This window comes from Ferdinandcohnia sp. SAFN-114 (genome assembly GCF_059415045.1).
This window is the reverse complement of sequence record NZ_JBPFDQ010000003.1, coordinates 71,232-88,088: the sequence shown is the minus strand read 5'-3', so window position 1 is coordinate 88,088 and position 16,857 is coordinate 71,232. Positions and strand designations below refer to the sequence as shown.

The following is a 16,857-nucleotide window of genomic DNA, read 5'->3' as shown; positions in this document are numbered from 1 at the left end:
TGATGTAGTCTAACGAGGAGAACTATGATGAATGAATCTAAAAAAAATATTACGATATACGACATTGCTAAGGAAGCAAAAGTTTCTCCAGCCACTGTTTCGAGGGTCTTAAGTGATAGTGGATATGGAGTTAGACCGTTACTTAGGAAACGAGTGGAGGAAGCGGCTGATTTGTTGGGGTATATGCCTAATATGATTGGACGTCAGCTTAAGAAGAAAATTACTACAAATATCGGGGTAATCCTTCCTTCGATAAGTAATCCTTTTTATCCGAAACTTCTGTTGGGAATTGAAGAAGTAGCGAGGCAAGCAGGTAAGCAGGTTTTGTTATGTAATTCAGGGAGAAGTGCGGATGTTGAAAAGGGTTATTTACAAACGTTGTATGAAAATCAAGTGAAAGGAATCATTGTCTCATCCATTTCTAATGACTATTCCATGTTTTCTGAGATACAGGAGAGAGGTGTTTCTCTTGTAGCATTGGATCAAAAAATGGAGAACTTTGATTGTCAGCAAATTCTATTTGACTATGAAAGAGCAGGTTTTATGGCTGCAGAGCATTTATTAAAAAAAGGTCATCGGAAAATAGGGTTTATTTCTGCTCCTCTTGATCGATTTAGTCGAAAAAGTGTTTTTGATGGATTTTGCAGCGCGATGCTTCAATATCAAATTGATTTACCTGAAGAATACATCCTTATTTCAACAAATGAATATGAATCGATTGAGAATAGTTACGAATTCGAAAATGGGAGAAACTTGACTGAAAAACTGATGAACTTACAGAATCCACCAACTGCCATTTTTGCTTGTAATGACATGACTGCACTAGGTGTTTACAAACAGTTGAATGAGATGGGCTTAAAAATACCAGATGATGTGAGTGTCATGGGCCTTGATGATATTGAAGTTTCCTCAATGATTTCGCCAGGCCTCACAACCATTCATCAACCAAACTATGAAATGGGAAAAATCGCTTGTAAAATCCTACTGGAAGTACTGGATGGAGAATTTAATGAAGTTGATATTTTGCTCCAACCGAAGCTTATTGAAAGAGGTTCCATAAAGGAAATTGATGTTGGGAGGAAGTTACATGGTACAAAAATGGGTTGGAAAGCATTGGGTTACCGGTGAGACGATTGAAGTTCAAGTCAAGGATGGGAGAATTTCTTCGATCACGAAAGCAACGGAAGAGGCTGAAAATTGGATTGCGCCAGGGCTGATTGATGTTCAAGTAAATGGCATTGGTGGCTTTGACATCAATAGTCATGATTCTACGGTAGAGACCATTCAAAATGTTGTAAGGGTGTTACAAGAAGGTGGCGTAACGAGGTTTTGTCCAACGGTTGTAACAGGAACAAAAGAAAGGATCCTTCACTGTGTTAAAACAATAGCGAAGGCGTGTGAGATAGACCCTGTTGTCAATCATGCGGTTATTGGCATTCACGTTGAAGGACCATTTATTTCAACGGAGGATGGTCCTCGAGGAGCACATAACCGAGATTGGGTTCGAGATCCGGATTGGGATGAATTTTTAGAATGGCAAGAGGCTGCAGGGGGACGTATTCGCAAAGTTACGCTGGCGCCTGAAAAGCCAGGAGCAATACCATTTATAGAAAACCTAGCAAAAGTAGGGGTAGTTGCAGCAATCGGACATTCCAATAGTACGGAAGAAGATATACAGAAAGCTGTAAATGCAGGGGCTACCATGAGTACTCATCTTGGCAATGGGGCACATCCTTATATTAAGCGTCATCCAAATTATATTTGGGCTCAACTTGCAGAGGATCAACTTTGGGCAGGACTGATTCCAGATGGACATCATCTGCCATACTCGACGTTGAAGGTCATGGTTCGAGCTAAAGGCAAGAAGGCCATTTTAACAAGTGATGCTGTAAATTTAGCAGGCTTACCACCAGGTCGCTATCACACGCATATTAATGATGATGTGGTCCTTGAAGAAGATGGATTCCTACATTTAGCAAGTACACCAGATATCCTTGCAGGATCTGCTACTCCACTACATGTAGGAATTGAAAAGGTGTTAAAAAATGAGCTATTTTCGCTTGAAGAAGTCATCAATATGGCTTCATTACATCCCGCAGAACTCTTTGGCCTAACAGATGACGGAGTCGGAACCCTTGAAGTAGGCTCACCAGCAGACTTCATCCTATTCAATTGGGGTAAAGAAAAAGACTTCACCATTCTACAAACAATATCAATGGGGTCATAACTGGGACGCAGGGACAGGTCCCTCGTCCCACACGGGATCCGATTTACAAAAGGTCCCTAATAAACTGGGAGGTTTTAATAAAATGCTGAAGGTAGGACAAATTGGTGGAGGAATCATGGGGCAGCAGCACATGACGATTTATCAGCAATACCATCGAAGCCAAATCAAAGCGTTGGCAACCCCGAACCCCACTCGTGGAAAAGAGATAAGTGATCAATTTGGTGTTACGTATTATGAAAATCATCAGGAAATGCTAGATACAGAGGACGTTGATGCGGTAAGTATAGCTACTCCAGACTTCGCGCATTTTTCTATTGTGATGGATGCATTGGCAGCTGGAAAGCATGTGCTTGTAGAAAAGCCCTTAACCATAAGTGTTGAAGAAAGTAGGGAAATCGTTGCATTTGCCCAACAGAAGAACCTAACAGTGATGACATTATTCAGTAATCGATGGTTATCCTCATATGCTCAGGCAAAACAGCTACTGCAAAAGAAAAATCTGTCTCCAATTATGGGCTATGCCAGAAAGAATGATAGAATCGCTGTCCCAACAGAAATGATTACATGGTCGCATAAAACATCGCCGGCTTATTTTTTATCCTCACATGATATTGATTTAATGAACTGGTTATTTGACTCAAAGGTAGTCGAGGTTTATGCGACAGCTGTTCATAAAGTACTTAAAGGGAAAGGGATAGATACCCCTGATGCAGTCCAGATTCAGGCAAAGTATGAAAACGGGGCGATTGCAACCTTTGAATCCTGCTGGATCTATCCGAATACATATCCTACAATTGTTGATTCCTTTGTCGAAGTGGTTACAGAAGAAGAGGTTATTTACCTCGATCGAAAAATCGAGAATATCGAATATGGTGGCCCTGATGGGTTTGCGACTCCAAGAAACCAACTAAACTTTGAAATCGGGGGTAAACGAATAGGCGCTGTCCCTTTAGCGATCGAACATTTTGTTGATTGCGTACTCGATAATCAACCTACCCACATTAGCCTTGAAAGCTCTCATCATGTCACCGCAATCCTTAGTGCTGCCCATAAGTCGATTGAATCGGGTAAACCAGAAAGAGTAGTTGATTAAGTGACATAGCTCCTGTGGGTCAGAGGTTATTTTCTTGGCCCACTCGGGTTGCTCATCCTTCCTGTTTTAGCATCTGCATTTCAATCTATTACATAGGGGTGCCGAAAAATGAAAAAGTTTAAAGTCGTCATCACGGATTATGAATATGGTACACTCGAGCCTGAGATGAGAGTGTTAGAACAACTAAATGCAGAAATCATAACAGCGCAATGTAAAACCGAGGAAGACGTCATACATATCGCGAAAGATGCAGATGGCATCATCCACCAATATGCACCTTTTACCAAGCGTGTCATTGATCAATTAGAAAATTGTAAAGTGATTGCGAGATATGGAATAGGGTTTGATACAGTTGATATCGATGCAGCAACTGAAAAAGGGATATTCGTCACCAATGTAACGGATTACTGTCTTGATGAAGTGGCGGACCATGCCGTTGCTATGTTACTAACATTGGCAAGAAAAATAGTAACTTTAAATAACTCTGTAAAAAGTGGCGAATGGGATTATAAAGTAAGTAAACCGATTTATAGATTGAAAAATAGAGCCCTAGGTCTTGTTGGCTTTGGGAACATCCCGAGAAATGTTGCAAAAAAGGCCCAAGCCTTTGGATTAAAAGTGATTGCGTATGACCCATTTGTTCCAGCTGAAGTTGCTGAAGAAATGAATGTTGATTTAGTGGAATTGGATGAACTGTGCAGACGTTCTGATTTTATTTCGATTCATACTCCGCTTAACAAACATACAAGGGGAATGGTAGGCTTTGAACAGTTTAACCTCATGAAAAAAGAGGCATGTATTATTAATACAGCACGTGGACCTATCATTGATGAACAAGCACTCATTGAAGCTTTAGAACAGAAAAAAATTGCAGCGGCTGCATTAGATGTTCTGGAAAAAGAACCAATCAATAGCGATCATCCACTACTTAGGATGGAGAATGTCCTTTTAACCCCGCACGTCGCCTTTTATTCGGAGGAGTCGGAAATGGATTTAAAACAAAAAACCGCACAAAATGTAGTGGATGTCCTAAAAGGGCAACTACCAAAATACTTGGTTAATAGAAGTGTTCAAGAAAAGTTCTCCTTAAAACGATAGGGTATTCGTAAAGAGATCTTCTGTCCCTATCCAAATATAGGGAAGGGGCTGCATTGTACGTTTTGAACTGTTTTTAAATAGACATCCTTTTTGTAAAGAGCATCTTCAAATATGAAGGTGCCCTTTTTCTTGTGTAATGGAATTTTAAGGACAGTATTACTAGGTGAAAGGAACAATGGTAGCAATCAACCTCACGCTTACTCTATTTACATAGTAGATTAAAAACCCTGCCCATTTCTAAAGCCAATCATGCTTGTTAGAGGATATAGTAGATATTTGTCGAAATATATATTCAGGAAAACGAAATGTAAGCGATTTTTTAATGAATGTGTAGTAGGGGGATTTTATGAAATTTATCAGCTTACGAACAAAGCTTATTGTGGCATTTATTACCTTTATCTTAATCCCTATTTTGGCAGCAAGTATAATAGGATATAAAGAAGTTGAAAATGTACTTCGCAATCAAATTGAATCAACCACGTCTGACCGGTTACATCAGGTAAATATGAATATTGAGCGGAAATTAAAAGCAATGATGTATGCCTCGAATTCAATTGTGTTGGAGGATCATATTCGTGAATTATTAAAGCGACCATACACGACCGAACGAGAGCAGCTTGATATTAGTAAACTAATTAATGATAAATACCTCGAAATCTCCACAACTCTTATATCAGATAATGTCTATTTAACCTTAATCGATAATTATGGAAATATGTATACAAATTGGGGAAGTTCGGAATCGTCGTATGAGAGAATCCTTCGTTCGGAATGGTATAAGCAGACGGTCGATCAAAACGGCTTCATGGTGTGGTCATTGAACCAAGAAAATTACATTCATCCCCAAAAAGAGGGGTTTATAACTGTATCAAGGGTGATCAAAAGTCAAAGTTTAACCGAGAATTTAGGAGTTTTAATTATAAGTGAGCCTGTTGAAAACTATATTAATATCTTAAAAGTTCGAACGAATATTCCTGACAGTTACGGTTTTATGGTGGATGAACAAGGAAGTATGATAGGTGATGAAAGCAAGAATATTAACCAAATCTATCAATATATTAAGCCAACACTTACAAGGGGAATTGATACATTTAATTGGGAGGTCGACGGTAAGAAGGCGATTGTTAGTACCTATCATATCCCACTTACGGGGTGGAGGGTTTTGCAAATTGTATCCCATGATGGAATATTTACGGATGTCAGCAAAATTCAAAATATCGTCTTTATTATATTGTTGGTAAGTATGGCTATATTTATCGGGATTATTATTCTTTTTTCAACCATGCTGACACGTCCTTTAATCAAACTTCGTGAGACAATGAAGCGAGTCGAGGAAGGTGATTTAGATGTTACATTTACAAGTAAAAACAATGATGAGATCGGGCTCCTAGGTAAGAGTTTTAATACAATGATTTCGCAGACACGAGATAATGTAAAGCAGCGAGTTTTGCTTGAAAGGAATCGTGAAAAAGCTAAATTAGAAGCACTCCAGGCACAAATCAATCCCCATTTTCTCTATAATACATTGAATACCATAAGGTGGATGTCAGTTATGGCTGGAACAAAAAATATAACTAAAATGTTGATGTCATTAGGACAACTACTAGATATGAGTATTCATAGAGGACAAGAAGAAATTACATTAAAAGAAGAGCTTGAGAATGTTGAAGCCTTCCTGACGATACAAAAATATCGTTTTGGTGATTCAATTAAGGTGATTGAAGAAATTAATCCTGATACTGTAGATTGTATTGTTCCTAAATTGTCCCTTCAGCCTTTAGTAGAGAATGTATACAATCACGGATTGTTTTTACATGGGGGGACAATGGAAATTCGCACTCAATCAACGAATGACATCCTAGAAATTCATGTTATAGATAATGGAAAAAATATGGATCAAGAGAAGGCTAGTCAATTAATGAATGACATACAAAAAGAAAAACATGAAGGACTCTCTGGTATAGGTCTTAAAAATGTTCATCAGCGGATTCAAATGATGTTCGGTGAACAATATGGGATTAAGATATGGCGTGATAATATAGAAGAAAAAACATATGTGACATTATCATTACCTGTTAAACGATTCTAACCATTATTAGAAGAGCCAACAGTCATCCAATGGTAAATTAGCAATGCTGTAGGGGGGATTTTAAGTGAAAACTCGAATTGTCATTATTGATGATGAGGTATTTGTTCGAAAAGGGATTATTTCAAGTATTTCATGGGACCAGTACGATATCGAACTAATTGGCGAATCCTCAGATGGTAAGTCCGGTCTGGAATTAATCCGTAAGCATATCCCAGATATAGTCATTACAGATATCCGCATGCCGAATATGGACGGGTTAGAGATGATTCGTTTAATTCGACAAGAACTTCCACATATAAAAATACTAATATTAAGTGTTCTAGATGATTTTAGTACCATTAGAGAAGCATTACGTTTAGGTGTCAATGACTACATCAATAAACTTACAGAGCCTGAGGAGTTATTGCGTGTGGTCTTAAATCTAAAAAATACAATAGATCAAAGTGACACTTCATCTTCGAATATTCAAAATCAAGTTGCGAAAAATGGGCAGAACCATAAACTAGAAGATTGGTTATTGGGTACCTCAATGGTAGATGATGAATCTCTTAGGGAAAGTAATCTGTATCAGGTAGGTATTCTTAGTGGAAATCAAATGGATTACTCGGAAATCCAATCAATTCTGAAACAGTCCAAAGGAGTAACTTTTTCACTAGTTGAAGAGCTAGAATTGGATCATTTCCTATTCTTTATAAGTGGAATAGATGCGGAATATCTTGAAAATGCAGTATTGCTGTTACATAAGAATTATAATAAATCCTCTATTGGTTTAAGTAAAATTTTTGGAGACGTCAGTAATCGAAAAGTAGCCTTAGAACAAGCTATCCAAGCAAATGAATACAGATTCCATAGAGGAGATGGACATGTCATTCTCTATCAGGAAGTACACCCCTCCAAAAGAGAATACTCTACATTCTTTGAGTCTCAATCGCTTAAAGATTATCAAGTGTATATTGAGGGAGATGCAACTGATAAAGCTGACGATGCTTTTAACAAGTTATTCCCTATTGCAATTGATGAATCTATCCCCCCACAATCTGTACGGGACAGTGTGTACCAGTGGTTATCAACAAATATTATGTTGTTAAGAGACTGGGGGGGAAATCTTGAGGGAATGCTCCAAGGTCAATCTCCATTTGAGCAAATTCAACAATTCAAAACGTACTTTGAACTTCGTGAATGGTGTTACCGCCTTCATCTTGTGATTCAAGAAATGCTTCAAGCAATAAAATCTTCAAAGAGTAGATTTGAAATACAAAAAGCAATTGAATATCTAAAAATTCATTATATGGATCCATTGCGAGTTCAAGATATCGCTAGTTTGGTTAACCTAAGTGAAAATTACTTTAGTAATTTATTTACCAAAGAAACTGGGAAAACCTTTACCCATTATTTGCAGGAGACTCGGGTCGAAAAATCAAAGGAACTATTAAGAAATCGACAAGCAGACTGGGTAGAAGTAGGAGCTCAAGTAGGATTTGAGGATCCAAAGTATTTTTCAAAAATCTTTAAAAGATACGTGGGTTTAACTCCGGTACAATTTCAAAATGGAAAAAACTAGTCTAAGTTAAAGTATCAAGTTATTCACTTGATACTATTTTTATGACTTTTCTGTGAATTGGAGTGCGATATCAAAGAATTGTAGGTAAGGGCTTTCAAGTTCATGGAATAGTCCCTCATCTTCAAACATATGTCGGTACCTATCTCTTTATCGTTCACTTACAATCAAAGATATACAAAAGGTCTAGGAAAGGTGGAGGTAGGTTGATTCGTACGCATAGAGAGGCTTTAACTGGATGGTTATTTATACTTCCTTGTTTAATAGGATTTGGCCTCTTAACGTTAATTCCCATTCTGTTTTCATTAGTTCTTAGTTTTACAGATTGGAATTTTCTTGAAGGCCTTAAGGGGATCCGCTTTATTGGTTTCGAAAATTTTATCAAGATGTGGTCCGATGAATGGTTTACTAAGAGTTTGGTAAATAATATCGTTTTTACCATTGTCGTAGTTCCTTGTACGATGATTTTATCATTAATCACAGCAGTTATTCTAAACGATAAAGTCTTTTTAAAGTCAACAATTCGGTTAATGATCTTCATGCCTTATATTTCTAGTATTGTTGCAGTATCTGTCGTATGGGCCATTCTTTATAGTCCATCATACGGTCCCATTAATTCATTTCTTGCAAGCCTAGGAATATCGGATTTACCTGGATGGTTGTCAAGTACAACCTGGGCTCTTCCGGCGATTATCATTATGACAATATGGATGAATATTGGATATAACATGATCATCTATTTAGCAGGGTTGCAAGGAATTCCAAAGGAACTGTATGAAGCAGCAAGAATAGATGGTGCTGGCCCGATTACAAGTTTCTTTAAGATCACAGTACCATTATTATCTTCAACTTCGTTTTTTGTTCTCGTTACATGTATTATTCAGTCATTCCAGGTATTTGCTGCCATCTTTATCATGACACAAGGTGGACCTGGAAACGCCACAAGCGTAATTACTTTTTATATTTATCAAACAGGGTTTAGTTTTTATGACATGGGTTACGCATCAGCAATGGCTTGGGTATTATTTTTAATCGTCTTTCTTGTAACCGTTTTCCAATGGCGTGGACAGAAGAAATGGGTAAATTACTAATGAAAGGAGTGGTGTGATGGATGCGCAAGTTGTAACCACAAAAAATAGTGTTGATGTAAAAACGCAGAACGTGTCATGGCTGAGGAAAAATTGGAAGAAGCTTATTCTTACATCACTATTATTGTTGTTTGCGCTCAGTATGGTCCTTCCTTTTATTTGGATGTTATCAACCTCATTTAAAAAACCAATTGACGTATTTACTTTTCCGATTGAGTGGATTCCTACTACGTTTGAATGGGGTAATTATAAAGAGGTTTGGTTTGGAACGAAGCCATTTTGGGTGTACTATTTGAACTCGATTAAAGTGACAGGCATCACTGTAATAGGAATTGTGATATTCAGTTCTGCTGCTGCGTATGGATTTTCAAGAATTCAATTTAAGGGAAGAGACGCTATCTTTCTCTTGTATCTAGCAACGCTAATGATTCCGGAGCAAGTAACCCTCATTCCAAGATTTGTTTTATTTAATTACATGGGGATTTATAATTCGCATTGGGCTCTTATTTTGCCGGGTATTTTCACCGCATTGGGCACATTTTTACTAAGGCAGTTTTATTTGTCTATACCAAAGGATTTCTCAGAGGCTGCGCAAATGGAGGGGGCAAATCATTTTCAAATTTGGACAAAAATCATTATTCCTCTTTCAAAGCCAGCGCTTGTTTCGCTCATTATTTTAAGCTTTACTCTGAATTGGAATGAATTTGTCAATCCGCTCATTTTTATCACAAGTGAAGAATTATTTACGGTACCTTTAGGACTTTCTAATTTTATAGATGAATCTGGTACGGATTATACTTTAATGATGGCGGCGGCCGTTAGTGCAATTCTTCCAGTCCTTATTTTATTCTTAGCGTGTCAGAAGTGGTTTATTGAAGGTGTAGCAGCAAGTGGTATAAAGGGATAAACAAAAAGATGTAAGGGGTGTCTTAATTGAAAAAGTTTCTAACTTTAATTGCTTTTATGTTGTTAGTTTCTAGTTTTGTTGTGGGCTGCGCAAGCTCATCAAGCAATGGAGGGAATGAAAAATCGGACAATGATGTCGTTCATTTGAAGTTTTGGGGAGCTGTTCCTGCTGAAAGTGGACCACAAGAAGCAGTAGATAACTGGAACGCAGCGAATCCTGATATTCAAGTTGAATATGTAAGGTATGTTAACGATGAAGCGGGTAATACCAAATTAGAAACCTCCCTTCTAGCAGGTGGGGAAGTCGACGTGTTTGTTAATTATCGTATTGATAAGCTTGATAAACGTATTAAAGCAGGCATGGCAGAACCACTTGATCAATTTATTGAGAAAGATAGCTTTAATATTGAAGAAAACTTTGGTGAAAATTCAATTGTTAAAATTGATGGGAAAACACACTATATTCCAGCCATTATCTTAAACGACTTTGTCACGATCAACAAAGGATTTTTAGATGAAGCAAATCTCGAAGTTCCAACTGATTGGACATGGGATGAATATGTGGAATATGCGACTACCCTATCCCAAGGAGAGGGTCCAAACAAGCGTTGGGGTTCATTTGTTGGAAATCTTGAACCTAAAATCTATGAATGGATGGATAAGGCAGTTAAAACAGAGCTTGGTTCAAATGCATTTTTCAAGGAAGATGGAACAAGTAATGTAGACCATCCAGTCTTCAAGAAGTATTTAGATACAATGGTTAACATGGAACGTGAATTGAAGGTACAGCCACCATTCTCAGAAGCGAAAGCAACCAAAATGCAAGGTACTGACTTATTTTTAACAGGAAAAGCGGCTATGAACTGGAGTGGAACTGCTGCTATTCGAAGTATTAAAAACCTAGAAGATTACCCGCACGACTTTGTGACTGCATTTGCTCCACCACCTAAGATGACTGAAGATAGCAAATATCTTGGTGGAGGAACAGGTTATTTAGACTTCGTTGCAATTAACTCACGATCAAAAAATAAAGAAGCAGCCTGGAAATTCGTTAAATGGTATGTGACAGAAGGAAATGAACCGCTTATTTCTGGTGGACGTGTACCGGCATGGAAAAAGGCAGATCCAAATAAAGTAGCTGAATTAGTATTAGGTGAAAATCCAGAAAAATTATTTGATGTTGATTCTTTCAAACGTGTTGTACTAAATCAAGATATTGACATTGTTGTAGATACAAAATTTGATAACTTGGCAGAAATTCAAAAAATCGTTGAAGAGCAAGGTGAGAAGGTCTTAATTGGTGAACAAACGTCGGATGAAGCAATAACAGAAATGAAAAAAGCGATCGATAGCGCATTAGAATAGGAGTTGCTAACAGATGACTTTTGAAAAAAACTATGATGTTGCAGTAATAGGCGGCGGTCCTGCGGGGGTTGCCGCAGCGATTGCTGCAGGTAGAATGGGTGTAAAAACAGTATTAATTGAACCAAATCCATTTTTAGGTGGAGCTGGAACTGCTAGTATGGTAGGACCTTGGATGACAAACTATCACCAGGATACACAGGTCATTAGAGGTGTGTTCCAAGATATTGTGGATGAACTGGTTAAGCATGAAGGTTCAACGGGGACTCTTAAATGTCCTTACGATGATCCTGGTAATACGCAAGGTACAGGTGGTCATATTACACCTTTTGATGGTGAAATCCTAAAATATGTTTTGAACAAAATGGTCATTGAAGCAGGAGTAGACCTTTTATTAAACACATATGTTGACACTGTTACAAGTAATAATGGGAAGATTGAATCCGTTAGTATTAAGACAAAATCTTCTCGCAGTACACTTGAAGCAAAGGTTTTTATTGATTGTACAGGTGATGGGGATATTGCCGTCCAGGCGGGTGCTGAATTTGAATTTGGACGGAAGCAAGATGGGTTAAGCCAGCCTGTAACGACCATGTTTCGAATGAGTTATGTGGATATTGATCGTTTTATCGAGTATACAGATAAGAATCGAAATGAGTTTGTTTGGTTAACATACCCAGTTCTTCCTGACAATCTACCAGACTATTTTGCTGATAAAATGGTAGCTGTAACGGGCTTTAATGATCTAGTTGCGAAAGGTCAGCAAAGTGGGGAGCTGAATTTGGGACGAGAAAGAATCACCATCTTTTCTGATTTTAAAAAGGGTGATGTACTTTTCAATGCAACGAGATTGAATAAAGTAAATGCGCTAAACAACAATGAACTCATTCAAGCAAGTTTAGATTTAAAAGAACAAGTGATGTCCTTAACTAAATTTGCCCGAAAGTATTTACCAGGGTTTGAAAAGGCCGTTTTATCTGGAGCGTCCTCACATGTTGGTGTTAGAGAGACAAGAAGAATTATTGGCGATTACGTTCTAACTCAAGAAGATGTGTTACGAGGGAGAAAATTTGACGATGGCATTGCAAAGGGGTGCTTCCCTGTAGACATTCATAGCCCGACGGATAAAAAGAATGTCTGGGTTGAATTGGATGACGCATATGATATTCCGTACCGTTGTCTACTTCCGGTTGGTTTAGAAAACACTTTGATTGCAGGTCGTTGTATTTCGGCAACGCATGAAGCACTTGCTTCTGCTAGGGTTCAATCGCATTCCATGGCACAAGGGCAAGCAGCCGGTGTGGCAGCAGCATTATCTGCCCAGCAAGGAGTAAAAACCCGCGAAGTATCAGTTCGTGAACTTCAAAGTTATTTACGGCAACAAGATGCAATTGTTGCTGGCGATCTTGAAGTAAGTAGATGATTAGGGAGGTCTGCATAGAAGCAGACCTTTCTTTTTAATAAGGAGGTTTCCGGATGATAAATAACGTGGGATTATTAGGTAGAATCAATGTCCTTTTTGAATGGATTATGAATCTCGTGTATGTCAATATTTTATGGATTGTCTTTACCATTTTAGGCTTAGGGATTTTTGGAATTATGCCTTCCACTGCAGCCATGTTCCATGTAACAAGAAAATGGGTCATGGGAGAACGTGATTTTCAAATCTTTCCGTTATTTTGGGAGAAATATAAATGTGAATTTGTGCAAATGCAAGCCTTAGGGCTCATTTTTGGAACGGTAGGATTCCTTCTTTTATTTAATTATCATTTCTTTTCGGAACAAAATATTATTTTTGGTAAATTTTCAATGTTAGGCTTAATGCTACTCTATTTAGTCTCTATCCTTTTTTTATTTCCAATATATGTTCATTTTGACATGAAGCTTCTAACATATATAAAAAGTGCGTTCATCATTGGGATTTCTCATATTTTGCAAGGCCTTGTGATAGTTAGTGGTTGCGCTTTTATCTTTGTCGTATGTTCTTTCTTCTCAGCCACCTTTTTCTTTCTATTTGGCAGCCTCTCAGCACTATGGACCACCTACATCGCATACAACTGGGGGTTCCTGCGGGACAGAGGGACAGGTCCTTCGTCCCCAATCATAGGTTAAATGCGATATTAGATCAGAATATTAAAATCCCGTTTGGTAGGAACCTATACTAATCGGGATTTTTTTATTTTTTCACGCGGATTAAACTATCGTTATAGAGTTTTGACCACATTCAAACAGGGAATAAGGCCATAATAGTATATTTCAAGAAGGAAATAAGTGAACTATATGATTCATTACCTTACCCCTGCTTCCCAGTATTTTGGAGCACTATTGAAATTAAAAGCTAAATAAAAAAATCTGGACTTAGTGAAACAGTCCAGATTTTTTTAATTTTTGTTTGATAGGGGTCCCCATTTTATTTAGCGGTTCTTTGAGCCATGCACCAATAATAACGGCTACTATCCCAAATAGGCTTAAGACTAAGATATTATTGAAGACCGTTCCCCAGACAATGCCACCTACGGCCTCCCGAATTAAACTAACTGCATACGTAAATGGAAGGTAGGGATGAATATACTGAAAAAAGTGTGGCAACAGGACAACTGGGAATGTGCCGCCGGAACTTGAGATTTGCAAAACAAGTAGCACAATCGCGAGCGCCTTTCCTACATTGCCAAGAACAGATACTAGGGTGTAGATCATCGCAACAAAGACAACACTGATAAATACACTAAACAAGATAAAATAGAAGGGAGCACTCACCTCGACTCCCAGTATCCACATATCTCCCATCGTTACGATAATGGTTTGTAAAATACCAATCACCAAAAATGTGAATCCTTTTCCAAAATACTCTTGTCTGCCAGTGATGTTCTCAACTCCGTGTGCTTCAACCGAAAGAAGTGAAATCATTAATAATCCGCCAACCCATAATGATAAGACTGTATAAAATGGAGTCATCCCAGTCCCGTAATTTGGAAGCGGGAATAGCTTGTGGGAGTCTAAAATAACAGGTTCGGCGAAGAAACCTCGTTCTGCCTCGGGGTCATTTCGCAGTAATTCGATCATGTCATTGATATCAGCTTTTTGATTGAGATCTCGTATTTTTTTGGCAAGTTCATGGACTTTTTGATTGAGATAAGGGTACTGATTTCGTGCTGCCACGATGGTGTTTTTCCCTTCTTGTAGATGATCATTCGCGTTCTTAAGGATTGTTTCGATTTGTGGTATGATTTTTTGAACTTTTACTATGATCTCTTTTGCTCCTTGTAAAACCTCTTTCATATTTTTTAACTGGGCTTGAATTCTCGGTTCAATTTCATTGTTGTATTGAGTAATGAATGTATCGATTTGATCTCTTGTGTTTGTTGAATAACTTTTGATCTCCTCTAGGCTTGGTATTTCCGCTTTGTTTTCCTGAATTATCTTCTGAATATCATTTATTTTTTGTTCTAAGGCGTCTGCGTTGGTAATCGCATTTTCTAAATTATTGTTTTGAACTATGGCTTGGTCATTGAATTGTTCTTTTAAATGATTTAGTTCATTCTGTATTTCATGTAATTGTTCATATTCTGGATGTTGCATGAGTGAATCAAGTTGACTAAAGTTGATACCCTGGCTGTATACGACGCTTTTCAAATCAGCTAGCAGGTTTTGTAGGTTATCGATATCTAATTTGGCTGCGTTGGCAGCATTCACTAATTCTGTAAGATTGACATCTACAGACTGGATATAGTCATCTACGAGATGAGTTGCATTTTGCACCTTTGTCAGATCCGCTTTTACGATAGGCGACAATTCATTAAAACGAGTTTCTGCTTTCGTTAGGAACGTATTCGCATCCTCGATTGTATGTAAGGCTTGATTCGTTTTGTCCTTTACTTTCGGAATCAATTCTTGACTATCTCGTATGACTGATTCTGCTTGAATGATATCCCTGTAAACATCGTCAAGTGTAGTTTTAATGGAAGGCAATTTTTCTTCTAATAAAAAAATAAAGGATTGAAATCGTTCAATATCTGGTAAATTTTGTTCTATTTCAGTTCCGAGTTGATTAAAAACGTCGAATATGATCCCATTTACTGTTGAAACGAACTGACTGGTAATCTGCTCGGTGATCACGGTTGCCCCTTTTTCCGTGATTTTGGGTGAAATGGCGTTGACCTTTTCATTGACATAATATTCAATAGTTGCCTTCGTAGGATTGTCACTGATGACGGTTCCAAGCTTTTTTGAAAAGTCTGAGGGGATGATCATAACTGCGTACAGGTCGCCAGACTTAACTTCCTTCATTGCTAGGTTGCGGTCAATAAAATGCCACTCAAACGAGTTGTCATTCTTTAATGTTTTCATTAAATCAGAACCAATATGAATTTCCTTGTCCTCTACTGATGCCCCTTGATCCTCACTCACAATCCCAACGGGTATTTGGTTTGTATTGCTGTATGGGTCCCATGACGCTTTAATGTTGAACCAGGCATAAAGAGAAGGAAGTAGAATAAGAGCCGTAATCACAACTGCTGCAACCCAATTTGTATACGTATTTCGGAGATCATTGAAAAAAATCATTCTGATATTTTTCATGGAGTTGTTCCTTTCTAAAAAGACGTTCCTTTTAGTAATGCCTTGAATATTTACTTATTATCAAATTCTTTTTGAAAGGCTGTTTTCATAAATTTTGTTTCCATGGGAATTTTTCCCGTAAAAGTTGAAACTTTCTGATATAATTTGTAGTATATTGGTGAAATATGGGGGTTACTCCTCGTTAGAAGCAGGAAATACGTAATTTTAAATTTAACAAATTGGTGGGTAAAAAATGGTTTTTGATGGGATTCTCATTGCGATTATTGTGGGTTTTTTTCGAAAAGGTAGTTTGCGAGGATTGGCTGATTTACAGTTAAAATTCGGATGGATTTTTCCGATTCTTGTTTTTCTGCAGTTTTTTGTTTATTTTCTACAGAATAAGTATGAAATGCTGGGGTCTCTTAGTGGCTATATTTATATGGTTGTCTATGTGATTGGGATGGCGTTTCTTTGGGTGAACCGACATAATTCTGGTTTTACTCTTATTTTAATCGGGACATTCCTAAACTTCCTTGTCATGGCTTTGAACGGAGGTAGAATGCCAGTATTAGAGTCTGCTGCAACGCTACTAGATCCGCATTACTTAGACACATTAAAAAATGAGCTTTATGCGAAACATACACTGCTCACAGAGAGTAGTAGATTAGGTTTTTTAGGTGATATAATACCTCTAACGGACCCGTATCCGCGTTCTCAAGTCATTAGTATTGGAGATGTTGTGATGAACATTGGCGTCTTCCAATTTATCCAATATTTAATGGTACATAAAAATAAACACACATCATTAGAAGATGAAACCCCTTCATTGAAGGAGGTGAAATCATGAAAACAAAAGTAACTCGTATTTTACTAAATGCA

The 16,857-nt window shown here is 37.7% G+C and carries 13 protein-coding genes; 12 read left to right on the top strand and 1 reads right to left on the bottom strand.

Annotated features, from left to right (window positions below):
* Nucleotides 1–27: 27 nt before the first annotated feature.
* The 11 genes from ACR65M_RS01845 (at nt 28) to ACR65M_RS01795 (ending at nt 13,533) form a co-directional block, all read left to right on the top strand.
* On the top strand, nt 28–1,128 hold the full coding sequence (locus ACR65M_RS01845) for a LacI family DNA-binding transcriptional regulator (protein ID WP_440272388.1): 1,101 nt from the start codon (nt 28–30) through the stop codon (nt 1,126–1,128).
* Complete coding sequence (nagA, locus tag ACR65M_RS01840; protein WP_440272387.1) at nt 1,088–2,227, top strand: N-acetylglucosamine-6-phosphate deacetylase; 1,140 nt, start codon at nt 1,088–1,090, stop codon at nt 2,225–2,227. The genes ACR65M_RS01845 and nagA overlap by 41 nt, the downstream gene beginning before the upstream one ends.
* 82 nt (nt 2,228–2,309) lie before the next feature.
* Nucleotides 2,310–3,320 carry a Gfo/Idh/MocA family protein gene (locus ACR65M_RS01835; RefSeq protein WP_440272386.1) on the top strand — a complete coding sequence of 337 codons (1,011 nt, stop codon included), beginning with the start codon at nt 2,310–2,312 and terminating at the stop codon, nt 3,318–3,320.
* Between the two features lie 108 nt (nt 3,321–3,428).
* Entirely contained in the window at nt 3,429–4,418 is a 990-nt protein-coding gene (locus tag ACR65M_RS01830; protein WP_440272385.1) for a C-terminal binding protein, read from the top strand.
* Between the two features lie 346 nt (nt 4,419–4,764).
* Complete coding sequence (locus ACR65M_RS01825; protein ID WP_341333088.1) at nt 4,765–6,507, top strand: sensor histidine kinase; 1,743 nt, start codon at nt 4,765–4,767, stop codon at nt 6,505–6,507.
* Nucleotides 6,508–6,571: 64 nt separating this feature from the next.
* Nucleotides 6,572–8,068 (top strand): response regulator transcription factor, encoded by a 1,497-nt coding sequence (locus ACR65M_RS01820; protein WP_341333087.1) that lies wholly within the window; start codon nt 6,572–6,574, stop codon nt 8,066–8,068.
* Between the two features lie 203 nt (nt 8,069–8,271).
* Nucleotides 8,272–9,156 (top strand): carbohydrate ABC transporter permease, encoded by an 885-nt coding sequence (locus ACR65M_RS01815; protein ID WP_341333086.1) that lies wholly within the window; start codon nt 8,272–8,274, stop codon nt 9,154–9,156.
* A 16-nt stretch (nt 9,157–9,172) separates the two neighbouring features.
* On the top strand, nt 9,173–10,060 hold the full coding sequence (locus ACR65M_RS01810) for a carbohydrate ABC transporter permease (protein ID WP_121445622.1): 888 nt from the start codon (nt 9,173–9,175) through the stop codon (nt 10,058–10,060).
* A 26-nt stretch (nt 10,061–10,086) separates the two neighbouring features.
* Nucleotides 10,087–11,424 carry an ABC transporter substrate-binding protein gene (locus ACR65M_RS01805; RefSeq protein ID WP_440272384.1) on the top strand — a complete coding sequence of 446 codons (1,338 nt, stop codon included), beginning with the start codon at nt 10,087–10,089 and terminating at the stop codon, nt 11,422–11,424.
* A gap of 13 nt (nt 11,425–11,437) precedes the next feature.
* A complete protein-coding gene (locus tag ACR65M_RS01800) occupies nt 11,438–12,844 on the top strand; it encodes an FAD-dependent oxidoreductase (protein ID WP_341333083.1) in 1,407 nt (468 codons plus the stop codon).
* A 53-nt stretch (nt 12,845–12,897) separates the two neighbouring features.
* Nucleotides 12,898–13,533, top strand: coding sequence for a YesL family protein (locus ACR65M_RS01795; protein WP_341333082.1), 636 nt, complete (start codon nt 12,898–12,900; stop codon nt 13,531–13,533).
* Nucleotides 13,534–13,779: 246 nt separating this feature from the next.
* Here ACR65M_RS01795 and ACR65M_RS01790 read toward each other — a convergent pair whose 3' ends face one another.
* Complete coding sequence (locus ACR65M_RS01790; protein WP_341333081.1) at nt 13,780–15,999, bottom strand: YhgE/Pip family protein; 2,220 nt, start codon at nt 15,997–15,999, stop codon at nt 13,780–13,782.
* Between the two features lie 232 nt (nt 16,000–16,231).
* Here ACR65M_RS01790 and ACR65M_RS01785 point away from each other — a divergent pair, with 232 nt between their 5' ends.
* Nucleotides 16,232–16,825, top strand: a complete 594-nt coding sequence (locus ACR65M_RS01785) for a DUF5317 family protein (protein WP_121445628.1) — start codon at nt 16,232–16,234, stop codon at nt 16,823–16,825.
* The last annotated feature ends 32 nt before the right edge of the window (nt 16,826–16,857 follow it).

Bases quoted from the DNA above. Each gene is read 5' to 3' on its own strand.
- ACR65M_RS01810 (WP_121445622.1), top strand. From the start codon at position 9,173: ATGGATGCGCAAGTTGTAACCACAAAAAATAGTGTTGATGTAAAAACG.
- ACR65M_RS01785 (WP_121445628.1), top strand. From the start codon at position 16,232: ATGGTTTTTGATGGGATTCTCATTGCGATTATTGTGGGTTTTTTTCGA.
- ACR65M_RS01845 (WP_440272388.1), top strand. From the start codon at position 28: ATGAATGAATCTAAAAAAAATATTACGATATACGACATTGCTAAGGAA.
- ACR65M_RS01800 (WP_341333083.1), top strand. From the start codon at position 11,438: ATGACTTTTGAAAAAAACTATGATGTTGCAGTAATAGGCGGCGGTCCT.
- ACR65M_RS01835 (WP_440272386.1), top strand. From the start codon at position 2,310: ATGCTGAAGGTAGGACAAATTGGTGGAGGAATCATGGGGCAGCAGCAC.
- nagA (WP_440272387.1), top strand. From the start codon at position 1,088: ATGGTACAAAAATGGGTTGGAAAGCATTGGGTTACCGGTGAGACGATT.
- ACR65M_RS01790 (WP_341333081.1), bottom strand. From the start codon at position 15,999: ATGAAAAATATCAGAATGATTTTTTTCAATGATCTCCGAAATACGTAT.
- ACR65M_RS01795 (WP_341333082.1), top strand. From the start codon at position 12,898: ATGATAAATAACGTGGGATTATTAGGTAGAATCAATGTCCTTTTTGAA.
- ACR65M_RS01825 (WP_341333088.1), top strand. From the start codon at position 4,765: ATGAAATTTATCAGCTTACGAACAAAGCTTATTGTGGCATTTATTACC.
- ACR65M_RS01830 (WP_440272385.1), top strand. From the start codon at position 3,429: ATGAAAAAGTTTAAAGTCGTCATCACGGATTATGAATATGGTACACTC.